16 protein-coding genes are annotated in these 18,425 nt (G+C 69.2%); 8 read left to right on the forward strand and 8 right to left on the reverse strand.

Annotated elements, in window-relative coordinates:
- Positions 1 to 99 precede the first annotated feature (99 nt).
- The 6 genes from QNJ12_RS03885 (at position 100) to QNJ12_RS03910 (ending at position 8,731) form a co-directional block, all read left to right on the forward strand.
- Entirely contained in the window at positions 100 to 1,281 is a 1,182-nt protein-coding gene (locus QNJ12_RS03885) for a low temperature requirement protein A (RefSeq protein WP_300619050.1), read from the forward strand.
- Between the two features lie 204 nt (positions 1,282 to 1,485).
- Positions 1,486 to 3,687 (forward strand): 6-phosphofructokinase, encoded by a 2,202-nt coding sequence (locus QNJ12_RS03890; RefSeq protein WP_300619194.1) that lies wholly within the window; start codon positions 1,486 to 1,488, stop codon positions 3,685 to 3,687.
- A 195-nt stretch (positions 3,688 to 3,882) separates the two neighbouring features.
- Positions 3,883 to 4,788, forward strand: a complete 906-nt coding sequence (locus QNJ12_RS03895) for a 2-deoxy-5-keto-D-gluconate 6-phosphate aldolase domain-containing protein (protein ID WP_300619053.1) — start codon at positions 3,883 to 3,885, stop codon at positions 4,786 to 4,788.
- A gap of 3 nt (positions 4,789 to 4,791) precedes the next feature.
- Complete coding sequence (locus QNJ12_RS03900) at positions 4,792 to 5,940, forward strand: 6-phosphofructokinase (RefSeq protein WP_300619056.1); 1,149 nt, start codon at positions 4,792 to 4,794, stop codon at positions 5,938 to 5,940.
- 144 nt (positions 5,941 to 6,084) lie between these two features.
- Positions 6,085 to 7,956 (forward strand): hypothetical protein, encoded by a 1,872-nt coding sequence (locus QNJ12_RS03905; protein ID WP_300619059.1) that lies wholly within the window; start codon positions 6,085 to 6,087, stop codon positions 7,954 to 7,956.
- Positions 7,957 to 7,990: 34 nt separating this feature from the next.
- Positions 7,991 to 8,731, forward strand: coding sequence for an SDR family NAD(P)-dependent oxidoreductase (locus tag QNJ12_RS03910; RefSeq protein WP_300619062.1), 741 nt, complete (start codon positions 7,991 to 7,993; stop codon positions 8,729 to 8,731).
- Positions 8,732 to 8,748: 17 nt separating this feature from the next.
- Here QNJ12_RS03910 and QNJ12_RS03915 read toward each other — a convergent pair whose 3' ends face one another.
- From QNJ12_RS03915 to QNJ12_RS03940, 6 genes are all read right to left on the reverse strand, one after another.
- Positions 8,749 to 9,567: a toll/interleukin-1 receptor domain-containing protein gene (locus QNJ12_RS03915; protein WP_300619064.1), complete on the reverse strand. Its 819-nt coding sequence runs from the start codon at positions 9,565 to 9,567 to the stop codon at positions 8,749 to 8,751.
- A 234-nt stretch (positions 9,568 to 9,801) separates the two neighbouring features.
- Positions 9,802 to 10,857 (reverse strand): hypothetical protein, encoded by a 1,056-nt coding sequence (locus QNJ12_RS03920; RefSeq protein WP_300619067.1) that lies wholly within the window; start codon positions 10,855 to 10,857, stop codon positions 9,802 to 9,804.
- Between the two features lie 29 nt (positions 10,858 to 10,886).
- Positions 10,887 to 11,531 carry an ABC transporter ATP-binding protein gene (locus QNJ12_RS03925; protein ID WP_300619069.1) on the reverse strand — a complete coding sequence of 215 codons (645 nt, stop codon included), beginning with the start codon at positions 11,529 to 11,531 and terminating at the stop codon, positions 10,887 to 10,889.
- Positions 11,528 to 12,556, reverse strand: a complete 1,029-nt coding sequence (locus QNJ12_RS03930; RefSeq protein WP_300619071.1) for a peptidoglycan-binding domain-containing protein — start codon at positions 12,554 to 12,556, stop codon at positions 11,528 to 11,530. Before QNJ12_RS03930 ends, QNJ12_RS03925 begins: the two co-directional genes overlap by 4 nt.
- The gene (locus tag QNJ12_RS03935; protein ID WP_300619074.1) at positions 12,544 to 13,032 is read right to left on the reverse strand and encodes a hypothetical protein; all 489 of its coding nucleotides are present in this window, start codon (positions 13,030 to 13,032) and stop codon (positions 12,544 to 12,546) included. The genes QNJ12_RS03930 and QNJ12_RS03935 overlap by 13 nt, the downstream gene beginning before the upstream one ends.
- A gap of 10 nt (positions 13,033 to 13,042) precedes the next feature.
- Positions 13,043 to 13,240, reverse strand: a complete 198-nt coding sequence (locus tag QNJ12_RS03940; protein ID WP_300619076.1) for a hypothetical protein — start codon at positions 13,238 to 13,240, stop codon at positions 13,043 to 13,045.
- A 575-nt stretch (positions 13,241 to 13,815) separates the two neighbouring features.
- On the opposite strand from QNJ12_RS03940, the gene QNJ12_RS03945 reads away from it, so the two are divergent.
- Entirely contained in the window at positions 13,816 to 14,253 is a 438-nt protein-coding gene (locus QNJ12_RS03945) for a PPOX class F420-dependent oxidoreductase (protein WP_300619197.1), read from the forward strand.
- 88 nt (positions 14,254 to 14,341) lie between these two features.
- Positions 14,342 to 15,148 carry an enoyl-CoA hydratase-related protein gene (locus QNJ12_RS03950; RefSeq protein WP_300619079.1) on the forward strand — a complete coding sequence of 269 codons (807 nt, stop codon included), beginning with the start codon at positions 14,342 to 14,344 and terminating at the stop codon, positions 15,146 to 15,148.
- Between the two features lie 95 nt (positions 15,149 to 15,243).
- Here QNJ12_RS03950 and boxB read toward each other — a convergent pair whose 3' ends face one another.
- The gene (gene boxB, locus QNJ12_RS03955; protein ID WP_300619082.1) at positions 15,244 to 16,656 is read right to left on the reverse strand and encodes a benzoyl-CoA 2,3-epoxidase subunit BoxB; all 1,413 of its coding nucleotides are present in this window, start codon (positions 16,654 to 16,656) and stop codon (positions 15,244 to 15,246) included.
- Between the two features lies 1 nt (position 16,657).
- Complete coding sequence (gene boxC, locus QNJ12_RS03960; protein WP_300619085.1) at positions 16,658 to 18,337, reverse strand: 2,3-epoxybenzoyl-CoA dihydrolase; 1,680 nt, start codon at positions 18,335 to 18,337, stop codon at positions 16,658 to 16,660.
- Positions 18,338 to 18,425 lie beyond the last annotated feature (88 nt).

The raw sequence follows: 18,425 nt of genomic DNA on the forward strand, positions 1-18,425 counted from the left end.
GGGCCGGGCTCGAGTCCGGCCCGGCAGTGGCGCGTTCGACGCCGGCCAAACGGCCGCTCGGCACGTCGTCGTGTGTCGGGCGCAGTACCTTCTTCGCCCATGAAGGGTGTGCTGGTTCCACCACGAGAGGACGACTTCACGGCCGATCCGGTCGAGCTGTTCTTCGATCTGGCCTTCGTGTTCGCCTTCTCGAGGCTCGTCTACCACCTCGTCCACCATCCCGACTGGGGCGGCGTCGGCGAGTTCGCCCTGCTGGTCGTCATGATCTGGCTGCCGTGGAGTCAGTTCACGTGGTCGGCGAACGCCGTGTCGGGCAACGCCCGGCCGGTGCGCGTCCTGTTCCTCCTCGGCACGGTCGCGACCGTGCCGATGGCGGCGTCGGTGACGACGGCCTTCGACGACGGCGGCGTCGCGTTCGCGGTCGGGTTGGCGATCATCCTCTCGCTCGGACTGTTCACGATGCTGGTCGGGCTCGACATGAACGGGGAGACCAGGCGGGCGATGATCCGCTACTCGACGACCAACTGGATCGGGATGGTGATCCTGCTGGTCGGTGCGTTCCTCGATCGAGAGCTGCGGATCGCGTTCTGGATCGCCTCGATGGTCGTCGTGCTGATCGGCACGATCCGGGCGTCCGACGGCGAGTGGATCGTCCGTCCGGGGCACTTCGCCGAGCGGCACGGTCTGATCCTCATCGTCGCCCTCGGTGAGGTGATCGTGGCGGTCGGGATCCCGGTCGTCGAGGCGCTGGAGGAGGGCGAGGGCCTCCCGAGCCGGACGCTGGTGGCGCTGATCGCGTCGGGGGCGTTCGCGTGCCTGCTCTGGTGGGCGTACTTCGACCGCGTCAACCCGGCACTCGAGCACCGCCACGAGGGCCACGACGAGCCGATGGCACGGGGACGGTTCGCCCGCGACGTCTACACGTACTCGCACCTGCCGATCGTCGCCGGCATCATCCTGGCGGCCGCCGCGCTCGAGGAGATCACGCTCCACCCGAAGGACGAGCTGCCGCTCGAGTTCCGGTGGATGCTGTTCGGTGGCATGGCGCTCTTCTACGGCGGCGTCGCCATCTCGGTCTTCCGTGCGTTCCGCATCGTCGCCCGCGAGCGGCTGTCGGGCGCGGCGGTGCTCGCGGTCATCATCGCCGTCAGCGGGTCGGTTGACGGCCTGACCCTGCTCGTGCTCGTCGACCTGCTGCTCGTGCTCGTGTTGATCGCGGAGCACATCCGGATCGAGGGTGTGCCGGGCCGCCAGCGCGAGGAGGTCGCCGTCTCGAGCTGAACCGCTCGCGACGATCGCGTCGGCCCGGCTCGGTCGTGACGGCCCACGGCCCGTCAGCCCGTCAGAAAGGGTCGAACGGCCCGATCCGGGGCGCTCGCACCGTCGGTAATCTCGAAGTCGTGCCTGGGGCGTCAGGTCTCCCGGCGGAGTCGCAACGAGGAGGCAATCGTGCTGAGCACATCTCGGCGTCCCCGGTCGCTCGCGGTGTTGACCAGTGGCGGTGACGCTGCCGGCATGAACGCCGCGGTCCGGGCCGTGGTGCGGACCGGACTCGACGCCGGCCTTGCCGTCTTCGCCGTCTACGAGGGGTTCCAGGGGCTCGTCGACGGCGGGCCGGCGATCCGGCGGGTGGGCAGCGGCGACGTCGGTGGGATCCTCCACCAGGGCGGCACCGTGCTCGGCACCGCGAGATGCGAGGACTTCAGGGCACGGGACGGCCGGAAGCAGGCGGCCCGCAACCTCGCCGAGCTGGGGGTCGATGCCCTCGTCGTCATCGGCGGCGACGGCAGCCTGACGGGCGCGAACATCTTCCGGGAGGAGTGGCCCGACCTGCTGGCGGAGCTGGTCGAGGCGGGCGAGATCGAGCAGGCGACCGCCGATGCACACCGCCGCCTGACGCTCGTCGGCATGGTCGGCTCGATCGACAACGACATGTTCGGCACCGACATGACGATCGGCGCCGACACCGCGCTGCACCGCATCACCGAGGCGATCGACGCGATCCACAGCACGGCGTCGAGCCACCAGCGCTCGTTCGTGATCGAGGTGATGGGCCGCAACTGCGGGTACCTGGCGCTGATGAGCGCGCTCGCATCCGGCGCCAACTTCGTCCTGATCCCCGAGAGCCCGCCCGACACCGACGAGTGGGAGGAATCGATGTGCCGGGCGCTCGAGGCCGGGCGTGAGATCGGGCGGCGCTCCAACATCGTGATCGTGGCCGAGGGCGCCCGCGACCTCCACGGCAACCCGATCACGGCGCAGCACGTCAAGGACGTGCTCGAGGAGCGGCTCGGCGAGGACACGCGGGTCACCAGCCTCGGTCACGTGCAGCGTGGTGGCGCGCCGAGCGCGTTCGACCGCTATCTCAGCACGGTGCTCGGGTACGCCGCCGTGCAGCAGCTGCTGACCGCACCGGACAACGAACCGCAGCTGATCGGTCTGCGCGGCCACCACATCATCAACTCGCCGCTGATGGACTGCGTGGCCAAGACGCATTCGGTCGCCGACATCATCGCCGCGCGCGAGTACGAGACTGCGATGGAGATGCGCGGCGGCAGCTTCCGCGACTCGTTCCGCATGATCCGCACGATGGTCCGCGCCCAGCCGCATGCCACGCCACCGGGGCAGCGGCGCCTCCGGCTCGCCGTGCTGCACGCCGGCGGCCCGGCACCCGGCATGAACACCGCGGTGCGGGTGGCGGCGCGCGTCGGCCTCGACCTCGGCCACACCGTCCTCGCCGTTCGCAACGGCTTCGAGGGCCTCGCCGACGGCGACCACGAAGAGCTCGACTGGATGAGCGTGACGGGCTGGGTGTCGCGCGGCGGGGCCGAGCTCGGCACGAGCCGGCACCTGCCCACCGACGACGACATCGACGCGATCACCAGCCGGATCGAAGAAGACCGCATCGACGGAATCCTGATGATCGGCGGGTGGGCCGGCTACGAGGCCGCCTCGCGCCTCCGGGCCGCCGTTGCCGACCACCCCAGCCTCAACATCCCGATCGTGTGCCTGCCGGCATCGATCAACAACGACCTCCCCGGTTCCGAGCTCAGCGTCGGCTCCGACACGGCGCTGAACAGCATCGTGCGCGACGTCGACAAGATCAAGCAGTCGGCCGTGGCGTCGCGGCGGTCGTTCGTGGTCGAGGTCATGGGCCACGACTGCGGCTACCTCGCATTGATGAGCGGGCTGGCGACCGGGGCCGAGCGGGTCTACCTCCCCGAGGAGGGCATCTCGCTGGCCGACCTCCAGACCGACGTCCACGCGCTGACCGACGGCTTCGCGCACGGCAAGCGCCTCGGCCTCGTGATCCGGAGCGAGCACGCCGACTCGGTGTACTCGACCGGCTTCATCAAGGCGCTGTTCGAACGCGAGGGCGGCGACCTGTTCGACGTGCGCGAGGCCATCCTCGGCCACGTGCAACAGGGCGGCGACCCGTCGCCGTTCGACCGGATCCAGGCGACGCGGCTCTCGGACGCGGCGATGCGCCACCTGATCGACCAGGGCTTGGAGGACGACTCCGAGAGTGCGTTCGTCGGCCTGCACCGCGGCAAGATCCGGTTCACGCCGCTCGCCGAGTTCCCCAAGCTGGTCGAGGCCGACGCACGCCGCCCGCGCGAGCAGCAGTGGCTCGACCTGCGGCCACTCGCCGCCGTGATGGCACGCCCGATCCCGGCGCCCGCCTGATCGCCGACCGATCGCCCGATCGCCGACCGCTCGCCTGTTCGCCTGCCGATCGCGGGCGGTGACTGCCGCCCGCCGAAGACGGGTCGAACGGCCCTCCCACCGCTCTGGCCTGGTCGTTTAGTCTGAGCCAGGACACCGCGGGCCCTCGGCAATCCGCCCCCGAGACTCCGGCCCGCCGGTCGCACAGGAGGAACCATGGCACTCGGCTACGACGGCACGCTCTACATCCTTGCGTTCGATCACCGCGGCAGCTTCCGCAAGATGCTCGGGATCACGGGAACGCCGACCGAGGACGAAGCCGCCTCGCTCCGCGACGCCAAACGGCTGATCTTCGAAGGCGCGCAACGGGCGGTCGCCGACGGCGCGCCCGCCGACAAGGTCGGCGTGCTCGTCGACGAGGAGATGGGCGCCGACGTCGCCCGCGACGCCAAGGCGGCCGGGCTCAAGCTGGCGATGCCGTGCGAAGCCTCGGGACAGAAGGTGTTCGACTTCGAGTACGGCGAGGAGTTCGGCGCCCACATCGAGGCGTTCGACCCCGACTTCTCGAAGGTGCTCGTCCGCTGGAACCCCGACGACGACGCCACCGACAAGGGCGTCCAGGGCGAGCGGCTCGCGCGCCTCGGCGAGTGGCTGCACGCCAACGACCGCAAGTTCCTGTTCGAGCTGCTGGTGCCGGCGTCCGACCGCCAGATGACGCTGGTCGGCGGCGACGCCGCCGCCTACGACACCGAGGTCCGGCCGTACGTCACGCTCGAGGCGATCGACGAGATCCAGGCCGCCGGCATCGAGGCCGACATCTGGAAGATCGAGGGCCTCGACCGGGCGGCGAGCTGCGAGCTGCTCAGCGGTCTCGCCCGGCGAGACGGCCGCGACGGGGTCGTCGCTGTCGTGCTCGGACGAGGCGCCGACGACGCAGCGGTCGACCACTGGCTGCGCGAGGGCGCCGGCGTCGAGGGCTACGCAGGCTTCGCGATCGGCCGCTCGATCTTCCGCGCCGCGATCGAGGGCATCCGTGACGGGACGATGGAACGCGACGCCGCGATCGCCGACGTGGCGGCCAACTATCGTCGGTTCATCGACGTCTACGAAGGGGCGGTCTGATCGATGCGAATCGGAGTGCTGACAGGGGGCGGTGACGTCCCGGGCCTGAACGCCTGCATCAAGGCGGTCGTCAACCGCGCTGCCGACCTCGGCCACGAGGTGGTCGGTATCCGCAAGGGCTGGGGCGGGTTGCTCTACACCCAACCCGACGACCGGCACTCCGTCGCCGAGCACATGGTGCCGCTCGACCGTGCGCGGGTCCGTACGGTCGACCGCTCGGGCGGCACGTTCCTCCACACGTCGCGGACCAACCCCGGCAAGGTGCGCACGTCGGAGGTACCGCACTTCCTGATGGGCGAGATCGAGGGCGACGGCCCGCACGATCTCACTGCGCACGCGCTGCGCGTCATCGAGAGCCAGGGCATCGACGTGCTGATCCCGATCGGCGGCGACGACACGCTCTCGTACGCGCTGCGCATGCACGAAGAGGGCGTCCCGGTCGTCGCCATCCCGAAGACCATGGACAACGACGTACACGGCACCGACTACTGCATCGGCTTCTCCACCGCCGTGACGCGCGGCGTCGAGTTCATCCACAACCTGCGGACCAGCACCGGCTCGCACGAGCGGATCGCCGTCGTCGAGCTGTTCGGTCGGTACAGCGGTGAGACGTCGTTGATCACGGCGTACCTCGCCGGGGTCGACCGGGCACTGATCTCCGAGGTGCCGTTCGACGTCGACAGGCTGGCCCAGATGGTCATCGACGATCAGAAGTCGAACCCGTCGAACTACGCGATGGTCACGGTCAGCGAGGGCGCCACGATGACCGGCGGCGAGATGGCGCTGAGCGGCGAGGCCGACGCGTACGGCCACCGCAAGCTCGGCGGCATCGGTGCCGAGCTCGGCGAAGCCCTCAAGCAGCTGACCGGGCAGGGCATCATCTACCAGCAGGTGGCGTACCTGATGCGGTCGGGCCGCCCCGACTCGCTCGACCTGATGGTCGCGACGAACTACGCCGTGATGGCCGCCGACCTCGCACTCGACGGCTCCTCGGGCCGCATGGTGGCGCTGCGCAGCGGTACGTACAGCAACGTGCCGATCAGCGTGACCAAGGAAGGCGTCAAGCGGGTCGACATCGACGAGCTCTACGACGCCGACCAGTACCAGCCACGCGTGCGCCACGTCGGCGGCAAGCCGATGTTCCTCTACTGACGCCGGCTCGGTGACGCCCCGCGACGCGGTTCGGAGTCTGCGTCGCGGCCTCGGGTGCCGAGCTTGCTGCCCGAACGGACACGATGCGTCCGGTCTCGTTGTCACGCCCGGGACATGGTGTCAGGCTCGTGGTGGGTGATGCCGATGCATGAGCACGTGCCGGCGAGGCCGGCTGATGGTTCTCCACTCCAGCGGCTCGACCAGACCGCTGCGCCGCCATCCAACGTCGGCGCTGCGCTCCTCGCCCTCCAACGTTCGGCCGGCAACGCCGCGGTGGCGCGACTGGTCTCGCACGGGCAGCACCGCGCCCAGCGCCTCATGTCCGACCCACTGGAGTTGGAGGCCGCCGACGATCTCACCGCGAGCTTCGACCCGGACACGAACGAGGTGCGATTCGGTGGCCGCGACGCACCCGACTACTGCCGCGCGCAGCTGGGCTTCGTCCCGACCGGGAGCACCGTCGCCGTGTCGCGGCTGCCGCCCGACGTGGTGAGCGTGGTCGCGGCTGCGTTCCCCGACATGGCGAACCTGGGCGACGCACCCACGGCCCTCGGTGCGGGCGTGTACGCGATCGTCGACGCGTCGACCGGCGTGGTGCGCTACTCCGGCCCAGGTGCGCCGGGCTACCTCATCGAAGGGATCGGTTTCGTTCCCTCGCAGTTGGTCATGCAGATCGCCGACCTCCCGGATGCCCTGCGCGACGATCTTCGCGGTACCCCTGGCTTCGGCCTCGAGGGCGAGGCCGACGCGGGATCCGAGCGAGAAGTTGCGTCGACCGGGGACCCCGACCTCGACCGGCTGCGTGCGGCGCGACGCCAGCTGCAGAACGCTTCAATCGACTGGCGACGGCGGTCGGAGACGCTCTGGAACGAAGGGAGTGCCGCCGCAGCACGGCTGGTCGATGCGTGCCTCGACGTGATCGGCCAGCTGCGCGTGCTCGCCACCACCGAGATCGGCACTGAGCTCGAGGAGTTCTCGGGAAGCCTCAGGCGGAACGTCGGCTGGGCCGCCGCGAGCACGGCTGTGGGTGCGATGCCGCCCCCTGGGTTCGGCATCGTTGCCGGTTTCGGCGTCAGTCTCCTGGGGGCTGAGCTCGGGCGCGATGAGCTCAGTTCACAGGTCAGAGCTGCACGCGAATCGGTCGGACGACTGGTCGAGCGCTCCGGTCGCGGAGACGCGTCGGTCATACATCGGTACTTCGATGCCCACGCCACCGTCCTGGACGACGTCCACTGCGGCGTCGCCGAGATCCACGGTAGTTTCGCCGGCCGACCGGGCACGTTGCCCGGCGAACAGACGATGTCCATCTTCGCGAGCCAACTTGCGGGAGCGAACAGGACCGAGGAGGACTTCTCGAGGGAGAACCCGCCCGAGGAGAGCAGAGCGGCAGTCGCCGAGACCGAGGAGGCGCTGGGCCCGGCGCAGTTGTACACGATACGTCGCCAGCGACTCGCCGACGTCGTGGCCGGACTCGATGAGCGGGTCGCGGCGGTGAGGGCCGCCTCCGACCGGGTCGTCGCCGGGGTGCGGGCCGAGTTCCTTCGATGGGGCATGGGCCACGGGTTCGGCGCCATTCTCCTCGAGGGGACAGCGTCGTGGTCCGGCCGTCCGCGAGTCTCCGTCTGGGTCACGACGCAGCTCCGGCCGACACGGTTCCACCGACAAAGCCAGGCCTGGCTCGACAGGATCGGTGCAATGACGTGGGACGAGATGCGCGAGTTGCGCATTCCCGTCTACGTGTCGGTCAACTACCCGAACGGGCCGGCGTTCTCGGTGCGACAGAGTCGGAACGGTGGTCGTGAGGTGGCGATCTCGCCTGCGAATCCCACGTGGCTGGTCCCGGACGTCCTCAGGAGCGCGCTCGCCGACGCCCCGCTCGTCGGCAGGTACACGATCCGTCCACCATCCGAGGAAGCAGAAACGTCCAGCTCGCAGGCGGGTGAGGAGCCGATGTCCGTACTCCCGACGAGCGAATCGGGGCAAACAACGTTTCCCGAGCAGGAGTTCGCCTGGTGACCGGGTCAGCCCACGCCCCTGATGCTCAGGGTTCGTGGTGACCGCGTTCGTCACCGGAGCCGGCGGGGCGCTGGGTGGCGCGATCGCGGAGCGGCTCGGCGCCGACGGTCTGGCGGTGGCCGTGGTGGACATCGATGGACCCTCCGCCGAGGCGACCGCAGGGCCCATCCTCGAGGCGGGAGGGCGGGCAACGGCGATCGCGTGCGATCTGCGCGACGCCGCAGCGATCGAGCGGGCGTTCGCCGCTGCCGAGCAACGGTTGGGTCCAGTGACGGCGTTGGTCAACAACGCGGCGGTGTTCCCGTCGGGGCCCTTCACCGAGGTGACCCTCGAGACCCTCGACGACACGCTGGCCGTCAACCAGCGGGCGTACTTCCTGACTGCACAGATGGCCGCTCGCTCGATGATCAATTCGGGCGGCGGCGTGATCGTCAACGTCGCCTCCATCGTGTGGCACGGCCGGTGGGAGAACATGGCCCCGTACGTGACGTCGAAGGGCGGCGTCGTCGCGTTGACCCGTGCGCTCGCCCGCGAGCTGGGTCCGCACGACATCCGCGTGAACGCCGTCGCGCCCGGTGCGTTCCCGACGGCTGCCGAGGCCGCCCAGCACCCCGATCTGGAGGCCTACGAACGCGAGATCCTGAACGCCCAGGCGATCAAGCGGCGCGGGCGCGTCGATGACGTGGCGTCGCTCGTGTCGTTCCTGTGCGGCGACGAATCGTCGTTCATCACCGGCCAGACGATCAACGTCGACGGCGGCTGGGTCATGACGTGACGCTCGACGTCGCCTGATCAGCCGTCGTCGGAGGGCATCTCGGCACCCACATCCGGCTCGCCGCACATGCCGGGCCGTGGCTCGGTGCGGCCGCCGCACGTCTCGGCGAACGCCCGGTACTCCGAATCGGGCGGCGAATCGTGGAACAGCTCGTCACAGGCAACGCCGCCCTCGCCCGCGCAGCGGTCCCAGAGCTCGTCGAGATGGGACCGTTCCCCGTTGTCGACGGGGCCCGGCACCGGACTCGGATCGTCTCGCCAGGGGCCGAGGTAGTAGCCGGCGACCCCGCCGCCGATCAGCACGAGCACGAGGAGGCCCACGCCGACGAGCCGACCGCCACCACGCTGCTCGACGTGGGCTCGACGTCGCGGCTCTTCGGAGATGGCGCGCATCAGCGTGTCCATGTCCCGGTGGAAGTGCTCTTCGCCGCGAACGACGATCGCCTGGCGCCGGGTCAGGTCCTGGAGGTCGCCCGGCAGTTCCGACGCCGCCGGCATGGCCGCACCGCCGATGAGAACCGGTAGCACCTTCGTCCTCGGATGGTTCGCGAGTGCAGCCGCCACCTCGCGCCGCAGCTCGTCGGACGGATCGTCGAGTCGAGGCCGCCCCGTGGTGGGGTCGGCTGCCGTGCGCCACGACGGCCCGATGACCACCAGCAGGGTGTCGGTCGCGCGCATCGCTTCGTCGACGGCGTCGACCCACCTCGTGCCCGGCGCGATCTTCTCGACGTCCTTGAACACCCGCTTGGCGCCGTAGCGGTCGGCCAGCACGTCGTAGATGCGGCCGGCGGCGTACTCGCTGTCGGTGCGCCGATAGCTGATGAAGATCACACCCACGATGCGTCCTCCATTCACGAGGCGACGAGGACCCTCACCTCCCCTTCAGCGTCGCGCCGCCCACAGAGGAGGCCTAGAGACGAAGGGCCTACGGCCCCGCCGGACCCCTGCAGCCCCGTCACCTGGTCGGCGCCTGACCAGCACCCTCCCGGCCGGGCAACGTCCGAAGTGCGGGCACGGCCACCAGGCGCATGGCTCGACTCCACGGGCTCGACGACCTGTCGCTGCGAACGGCTACGGCACCCTGAGCTCGCGCAGCGGATCGCCGCCCACCGCCAACAGGGCCGGGACGAGACCGCCGACCGCTGCACCGCAGAGCAGCATCGCCGTGGCGCCCGCGACGTACTGCCCGTCCGGGACGGCTGCGTCCTGAGCGATCGCCAAGCCGACCGACGCGGCGACGGCGATCAAGATCGAGATCGTCATCGCGATGCACGCCTGTGCCGTGACGAGCCCCCCGACGTACAGCCCGCTCGCCCCCAGGGCTCGACGCCTGCCGTAGTCGCGTCGGCGCTGCACCACGACTGCGCTGAACAGGAGCACGACGAGACCCGTGATGCCGCCTGCAGTCAGCAGCGACAACCTCGCTGCCGACCTCGCGGCCTCGTTGGCGACGTCGACCGAGAGTTCGATCTGTTCGATGCGGGATTCGACACTGAGCTTGGCTCGATCCTCGATGCTGAAGAACCCGAGCGCGGTCTCGAGCGCCCAACTCACGTCGGTGGGCTCCTCGACCACGATGACCAGCTCCTTGAACTCGAGATCGTCCTGGGCGCTCGGACACGCCGGTTGGAGCACCGACTGATCGAGGAACGAGAGCGATTCCGGCACGGGTCGGGCTCCGGCGATGGAGATCGGCACACCTTGGGCTCTCAGCTGCCCGACGCCGTCAGCCAGTCCGAGGCGACGGGCGCCGGCCACCGATGCGAGCGCAGCATCGCAGTGATACGTCCCGCTCCCGAAGACCGCGGACAGATCGCTCACCCTCCACAGAACTGCGGACCGAGACCGACCGAGACGCTCGTGGGTCGCGTCGACGGGCTGGCTCAAGGCGAACGACGCGTGCACGTCGGCGAAGCTGGCCATGGCGCGGGGAAGCTGCGGTGCGATCGAGACCTCGGATTGATGGGCCTTGATGCGCAGCAGCGTCGCGGTCGGTGATGCGAGCACCTCGTCGAGCCGATCGCGTGATTCGGAGGATTCCCGGTCGAGCGAGAACATGAACGTCGTCAGGCCGGCGAGCACCAGCACGATCAAGAGCGTCCGGAGCCGCTGGGCGATCAGGTCCACCACCGCTTCGCCCGCGAGCCTCACCGGTTTCACAACCGGACCTCACGGTCGACGTTCGCGACGACGTTCGGATCGTGAGTCGCGAAGACCACGCACGCGTTGGCTGCTCGTGCGTAGCTCCGGAGGGCGTCGATCACCAGTCGGCCTGACTCGAGGTCGAGGTTCCCGGTGGGCTCGTCAGCGAGCACGATGCGTGGACCACCGACCAGGGCTCGCGCCACTGCGACGCGTTGCGCTTGTCCACCCGACATCTGGCCGGGCCTGACGTTCGCGAGATGCCCGACGCCGAGCGAGGCCAGGAGATCGCGAGCCGTCTGCCGCAGCTGGCGACGACTGCGCCGTCGGTACAACCCGACCTCGGTCACGCTGGTGATCACTCGGCGAGAGGGATCGAGCAGCGCGTCCTGGAACACGAAGCCGCAGTGCGCGGCGCGGATGGCGGCACGGTGCCGTTCCGATGCTGACGCGATGTCGACGCCGCCGATCCAGATCGAGCCGCCGCGCGGCCGCAGCAGACCTCCGATCGCATAGAGCAGCGACGACTTCCCGCGTCCCGACGGACCGGTGACGGCGACCAGTTCAGTCGGCTCGAGGTCGAGGTCGAAGTCGACGAGCACGTCCGGGTTGCGTCGGTACCCGACGTGGAGGTGCCGGATCTGGGCGATCGTCGTCACGGCGTGGGCACCCGGACCGTCTCGCCGGCGTCGATCCCATCGACGAGAGCGAGACCGTCCGCCGAAGCCCGCACGGTGACGGCTCGTCGCGATCCGTCGGCCATCACGACGTGGGTGTCGCCCTGTGCGTCCGCGCCCAATGCGAGTTCGGGGACCGCGGGCCCCGTCACCTCAGGGAGCAGCACGATCTCGGCCGGTTCCGTCCGGACGACATCGGTGACGATGCATGTGCGAGTCGTCCCGCACGAGAAGGGGGACGCATCGACCTCGATCGTCAACCCGCCGTCGGGTTGCGTACGTGGCCCGCTCGTGACCGACGACCGGATGCCGTCACCGATGACCACTTCGTCGCCGACCTCGACTTCGCTCGCTGCAGCAGGGAGGAGCGGTATCGCGATCCTCGGAGTGTCTCGAATCGTCGAAACAGCCGGTTGCGGCAGGACGGCACCGAGGCGCAAATCGTCGGACGGCTGAACGCGCGTCGGCAGCGGCTCGACAAAGACAATCCAGCCAAGTGGGAGATCGGCAATCTTGCCGATTCCCCTGACGGCGTTCCAGTCCCGCACCGCCCGTTCCGTCTCGCGGCCGTACTCTCCGTCGACCGTCAGGTCGAAGCCGATGCTCGCCAAGTACCGCTGCAGTTGTGCGACATCGTCGCCGGCGACTCCCCGGCGAAGATCGCGGAAGGCCGGCGTGGCACCGGCGATCACCACGACCGGGACCCCGTCGACGTGGAGCAGTATGTCCCCGTCGTCGATGACGCCGTCATCGACGGGCATCTTGGTCACACGCCCGTCGATGGGGACGTCGATGTCCGATTCGGTCGGCCACTCGATGGTCGCGATGCCCGAGATCGTCCGGCCGAGGGTCGCCTCCTCGACGACGAAGACCGAGTAGTCGATGCGGTCATCGACGGCGGCAGTCGGTGGTCTCGACGTGTCGACCCCCCAGAAGAACCCGGCCACCAGCGCAGCGACCACGATGACGACGAGTAGCGACGTGCCGGTGAATCTCAGCGTTCGCATTGGGCGAAGAGTGCGTCGAGTTCACTCGGAGATGCAGGCAATATGGCCGAGTTGTCGGGGAATCGGCCCTGAACGAAATCCTCGAAGGACGGGGTGACGATGTCGTACCCTTGGGCTCGAATGCAGTCATCGACCGCGACGAACATCCGATAGTCCTCTTCTGGAGTCACCCCGGACGGCCGGTCGAAGCCGGTCTCCGACAGACACTCGGCGAATCTGACGTCGTAGGCCGCTCGCAGCTCCGCCTGTTGATCGGGTGAGAGGCCATCTGGGCCGTACTCGACACCGATACCTCCATCGGGGAGCAGGTCGACGGCGTACCCATGCGACTCCAGACACGGCTTCATCAGGGCCGCGTACAGTTCTTCGCTCGGCGCCGTCAGTTCCGCGGCCCCGTCGTCTCCGGCGACGCCATCGTCACTCCCGCATCCCAGCATCAGGGCCATTGTGGCGAGAGAGACGATGGCTGCTCGCACGTGATTCAGGCTAGCACCCGGTGTTGAGCGAGACGAGCTGACCGCTGGTCGAGTACCCGTAGTAGTCGAACGGCGTATTACGAGAGCTCGTGCGCGTCGTCGTGCTGCTGTTCCACCATGACGTGCTGTAGTTGGTCCACGCGTGCGCGACGGCCCCGGAGGTCGTCCGAGTGGACAAGTAGACCCGGTAGCTGGCGCAGTACCCCACCGATCCTCCGCCGGACGCGTGTGCATCCACAACCGATGGCACGGCAGCCCCCACGGAGGCCGCGACCAGTGCCGTGGCAAGAATCTTCCTCAACTTCATCGGTGATCCTCCGTTCATCTCCTGGATGTTGTCGGCCCGCTTCTGCTCATCATCCGCAATCATTTCGACCAAGTCAATTAATTGATCACGGCTTGTTCTCGCGGGCGATATATTTTTTCAGATACCGCCATCTCGTCAGGCGAACGCCGCTGCCGCCACCAGAACAGGAGTCGACCCACGCTCGTGGCCGGGCGCCCTGCCGCTCGACATTCTGCGGTTCGGATCGCTTCGATATTGCAGCCGCGATATCGAACCCGGCTTCGACGCTCGGGCCGGCACGACCTCGCCGTTCGATCACGACACTCGTCCGCCGCGGGTGTGGTCCCACCTCGCAGGACGCGCGCGGGCCACACGTGCGCATCTGCGTCGTCCCAGACCCGAGGGCCGGGTCGTCACGCTGGCAGCGGCGCACGCCACGTCATATGGTGGAAGTGGGCACGAGAGTGTGCCCACGACGAAAGGGGTCGGCCGTGGTCATGATGACAGCGCCGGTGCAGGCACTCCTCGGGTCCGATGCGGTCGCGCACGTGTGGACCAGGAACCCGGACGGCTCGCCGCAGGTCTCCGTGGTGTGGTTCATCGCACACGGCGACGAGATCCTGTTCGGGACCGACGCCAACAGCCAGAAGGCGAGGAACCTCGCCCGCGACCCGCACATCGTGCTCTCGGTCGAGGACACCGAACGCAACGAACGCGGGTTCCAGCAGCACATGATCATCCGCGGCACGGCGGCCATCGAACCCGGTCCGGCGCCGCAGCTGATGGACGACATGGCCATGAAGTACCTCGGGCTGAGCCGGCACCCGCTCGCACTCCGCGACTCCCCGACGGCCGTCGTCGTGCGGGTCACGGTCGACCGCGTCAGCGGTGAGGGCCCGTGGGTCGAGACGGCCGGCGCCGGCCACCAGGTCTGAATCCGGTCCGAGCCGTCCGGTTCCGAGCGTCGACGCTCCCATCCCCGCTGCCTCGCTCCGACCTGAGGGTCATCGGGGAGAATGGCGCATGGCCTACGACACCATCCGCTGCGAGCGACGTGACGACGTGCTCGTGATCACGCTCGACCGACCCGATCGTCTGAACGCCTGGACTCCGCACATGTCCGAGGAGCAGGCCGATGCCATCGAGGCCGCCAACACCGACCCGGCGGTCGGGGCGATCGTCATGACCGGCGCCGGCCGCGGCTTCTGCGCCGGGGCGGACATGGAGGAGACGTTCCAGACCCGGATCGACGGCACCGACCCGGGCGCCGACACCGCCGGCGGGAGCGGGGGGATGCCGGCTGCGATCGACTGGGTCGGGCTCGTGCGCACGAGCAAGCCGATGGTGGCCGCGGTCAACGGCGCGGCGGTCGGCATCGGCCTGACGATGATCCTGCCGTTCGACTACATCGTCGCGTCCGACCGGGCGAAGCTGGGAATGCTGTTCGTCAAGGTCGGACTCGTTCCCGAGCTGGCGAGCACCCACTTCCTCGTGCAGCGGATGGGGTTCGGTCGTGCCAGCGAGTTGTGCCTGTCGGGTCGCGTGATCGGTGCCGACGAGGCGGTCGCGAGCGCCCTCGTCGACCGTGTGGTCGACCACGACGTCGTCGTCGACGAGGCGGTCGGGGTCGCACAGGCGATGGCGGCGAACCCCGACCCCCAGTTGCGCATGATCAAGCAGCTCCTCACCGAGAACGCCACGGCGACCGATCTCACGGCGGTGCAGGAACGCGAGTCGGAGCTGCTCCGCGAGTGCTGGCGCACCCCCGAGCACGCCGAGGCGGTGCGCGCGTTCATCGAGAAGCGCCCGCCGTCGTTCGAGCGGCGCTGACCGACACGGCGCGAGCCGTCGACCGGCAGACCCCTCGAGCGTCGCTGCTGGCTGACGGCAGCGCTCCGCCGTGACCGGTCGGCACGCCCGCTCGATCAGATTCGCACGTACTCGAAGTCGACCGGCTGCTGGTGGATGCCGGTCGAGGGCGCAGCCACCCACCCGGCCATCTTCCCGGGTTCGGTGACGCCGACCATCAACGACTCCACGTGCTCGCGATCGGCATCGGTCGGCAACCAGCCGTCGACGCTCGCGGCCCACTCCTCGTCGCTGATCACGCGACCATCAGGGCCGACCCGGTGGTCGCGGAACTCGCCGACGGCGCGGTTGAACCCGGAGTGCGGGAGCCGCAGCTCGACGCCGACGTCGGCGAGCGCGCGGTTCCACCGGTCGACGCCCTTCTGGCAGTCCTCGACGTAGTCCTCGCGCAGCGTCTCGTTGAGCGCTGCGAGCTGGGTCGCCTCGCGCTCACCGATCCGTCCATCGTCGTCGACCGTCGGCACCGTCCGCGTCAGGCCGTGCAGCTGGTGGTCGTCGTCGCGCGCCTCCTCCTTGAACCGGCCCTTCAGACCGGCCGCGAAGTAGTTCGCCGCATTGGTCGACGTCTCGGCACCGAACAGGTCGAGCGACACCGAGAAGTGGAAGTTCATGTACTTCTGGATCGTCGCGAGGTCGATGCCGCCGAACCGGCTCACCTCGTCGGTGTCGTGCTCCTTCATCAGCTCGACGGTGCGCTCGACGACCCGACCGACACCGGTGGCGCCGACGAACATGTGGTGGGCCTCCTCCTTCAGCATGAAGTCGCACGTGCGCGACAGCGGGTCGAAGCCGGACTCGCGGAGCGAGGCGAGCTGGTACTTGCCGTCCCGATCGGTGAAGTACGTGAACATGAAGAACGACAGCCAGTCGGGTGTCTGCTCGTTGAACGCGCCGAGGATCCGCGGGTTGTCGAGATCGCCCGAATGCCGCTCGAGCATCAGCTCGGCCTCGTCGCGACCGTCGCGCCCGAAGTAGCGGTGCAGGAGGTACACCATCGCCCAGAGGTGACGCCCCTCCTCGACGTTGACCTGGAACAGGTTGCGCATGTCGTACAGCGACGGCGCGGTCAGGCACAGGTGCCGCTGCTGCTCGACCGAGGCCGGCTCGGTGTCGCCCTGCACCACGAGGAGGCGGCGCAGGTCGGCCCGGTACTCCCCCGGCACCTCCTGCCAGACGGCGTCACCCTTGTGGTCGCCGAACGCGATCGTCCGGTCGGGCTCGGGCTCCGCGAGGAAGACCCCCCACCGGTAGTCGGGCATCTCGACGTGGTCGAAGTTGGCCCAGCCCTCGCGCCCGACCGACACGGCCGTGCGGAGGTACACAGGGTTCTCCTGGAACGCGACCGGACCCAGATCGCGCCACCACTGCAGGAACTTCGGCTGCCAGTTCTCGAGCGCGCGTCGCAGCCGGCGGTCGTCGGCCAAGCCGACGTTGTTGGGGATCGTGGCGTCGATGTCGACGAGGGTCATCTCAGACTCGTTTCATGTCGAAGTCGGCTCGCGAACCGGTGCCGTACCGGCGCAGCGCGCCGTCGGGACCGACTGCGTTCGGTCGCTGGAACACCCAGTTCTGCCACGCAGTGAGGCGGGCGAAGATCTTGGTCTCGACCGTCTCGGGCCCGACGAACCGGAGGTTCGCCTCCATCGCTGTCAGCGCGTCGGGCGAGAAGCTCGCCCGCTCGGCGAGCATGACCGGCACCTCGTCGTCCCAGTCGATGTCGTCCATCGCGAACGTGACGAGCCCTGCGCGGGCGGCGTCGTCGGCCGTCAGGTCCTTGCCGATCAGCTCGCGGGCGGCTGCGTACTCGTCGTCGCGCTGCCAGAACCTCGTGGCGAGACGGGAGAGACCGTTCGACATGCGGTACCAACCGACGTTGGCGTCGGTGAGCAGCAGCGACGGCGCCGGCAGGTCGGAACCCTCGCGCTCGCCGTCGAGCATGACGGAGCGGTCAGCCGCGATGGCCAGCTCGGCCAGCGTGCCGGCGAAGCAGCTTCCCTCATCGATGAGCGCGACGACCGAGCGGGCCGAGAGGTCGAGCCGCTTCAGCGTTCTCGCCCACAGGAGCTGTGTCTCGCGAACCAGCCAGTGCTCGGGCTCGCGCTCGATGACCGCCTCGGCTGCGACCACCGCATCACTCGACCCGGCGGTGCGGATCGTCCAGCAGCCGATCGCTGGCTCGTTGAACCGGAGATGCAGCATGGCGTGGTCGAGCTCGAGCGTGGCTCCGATCAGCCAGCAGTCGGCGCCCTCGTCGACGAGCTGCCCGGCGGTCGCAGGCTGCGGCCCGACGGGTCCGCGCACCACGAACTCGGCGAGGCCGGCGTCGCGATCGACGGTCACGTCGAGGTGGCGCGCCGACAGCGAGCCCTCGTCCACCGACGTGGTCGCCCCGAGCGGCGGCAGGTCGATCCCGATGCCGTCGTCGGGGCGGTCGGACGCAGCGACGCACAAGGCAGCGCGCTCGGCGACGAGTTGGTCGAAGCCACTCTTCGGCGCGATCGCGTCGACCAGGCGCCAGTCGAGCGCCTGCTGCCCGCGCAGTCCCTCGCTGCGCGTTGCGAACACGTCGGCGAGATCACGCCGCACGTGGCGCTTGTCGACCACCCGGGTGAGCCCGCCGGTGCCGGGCAGCACGGCGAGCAGTGGCACCTCGGGCAGCGACACCGTCGAGGCCCGGTCGTCGACGAGCAGGATCTCGTTGCAGGCGAGTGCCAGCTCGTACCCGCCACCTGCCGCCGTGCCGTTGACCGCCGCGATCCAGCGCTGACCCGAGTGCGCGCCGGCCTCCTCGATCTCGTTGCGGGTCTCGTTCGTGAACTTGCAGAAGTTGACCTTGTGGCCGTGCGACGAGCCGGCGAGCATCTGGATGTTCGCGCCGGAGCAGAAGATCTTGTCGAGCCCACCGGTGAGGACGACCGCCTTCACGCCGGGGTGCTCGAACCGCAGGCGCTGCACGATGTCGTGCAGCTCGATGTCGACGCCGAGGTCGTACGAGTTGAGCTTCAGCTCGTAGTCGTCGCGCAGGCCACCATCGGCGTCGACCGTCATCGTGACCGTGGCGACCGGGCCGACGACGTCGACCCGCCAGTGCCGGTAGGACGCCGGCTCGACACCGAACTCGACGGCGGGCTCGACGGCTGGCTCGGCCATGCTTCACCCCTCCCGATCGATCGGACAACGCGCGCGGCCCTGCATCACGTCGATCATGCCGCATCAGGTTCCGCCGAGGCACGTCGAG

Origin of the sequence: Ilumatobacter sp. (assembly GCF_030065885.1) — a bacterium.
Lineage (GTDB): Bacteria > Actinomycetota > Acidimicrobiia > Acidimicrobiales > Ilumatobacteraceae > Ilumatobacter.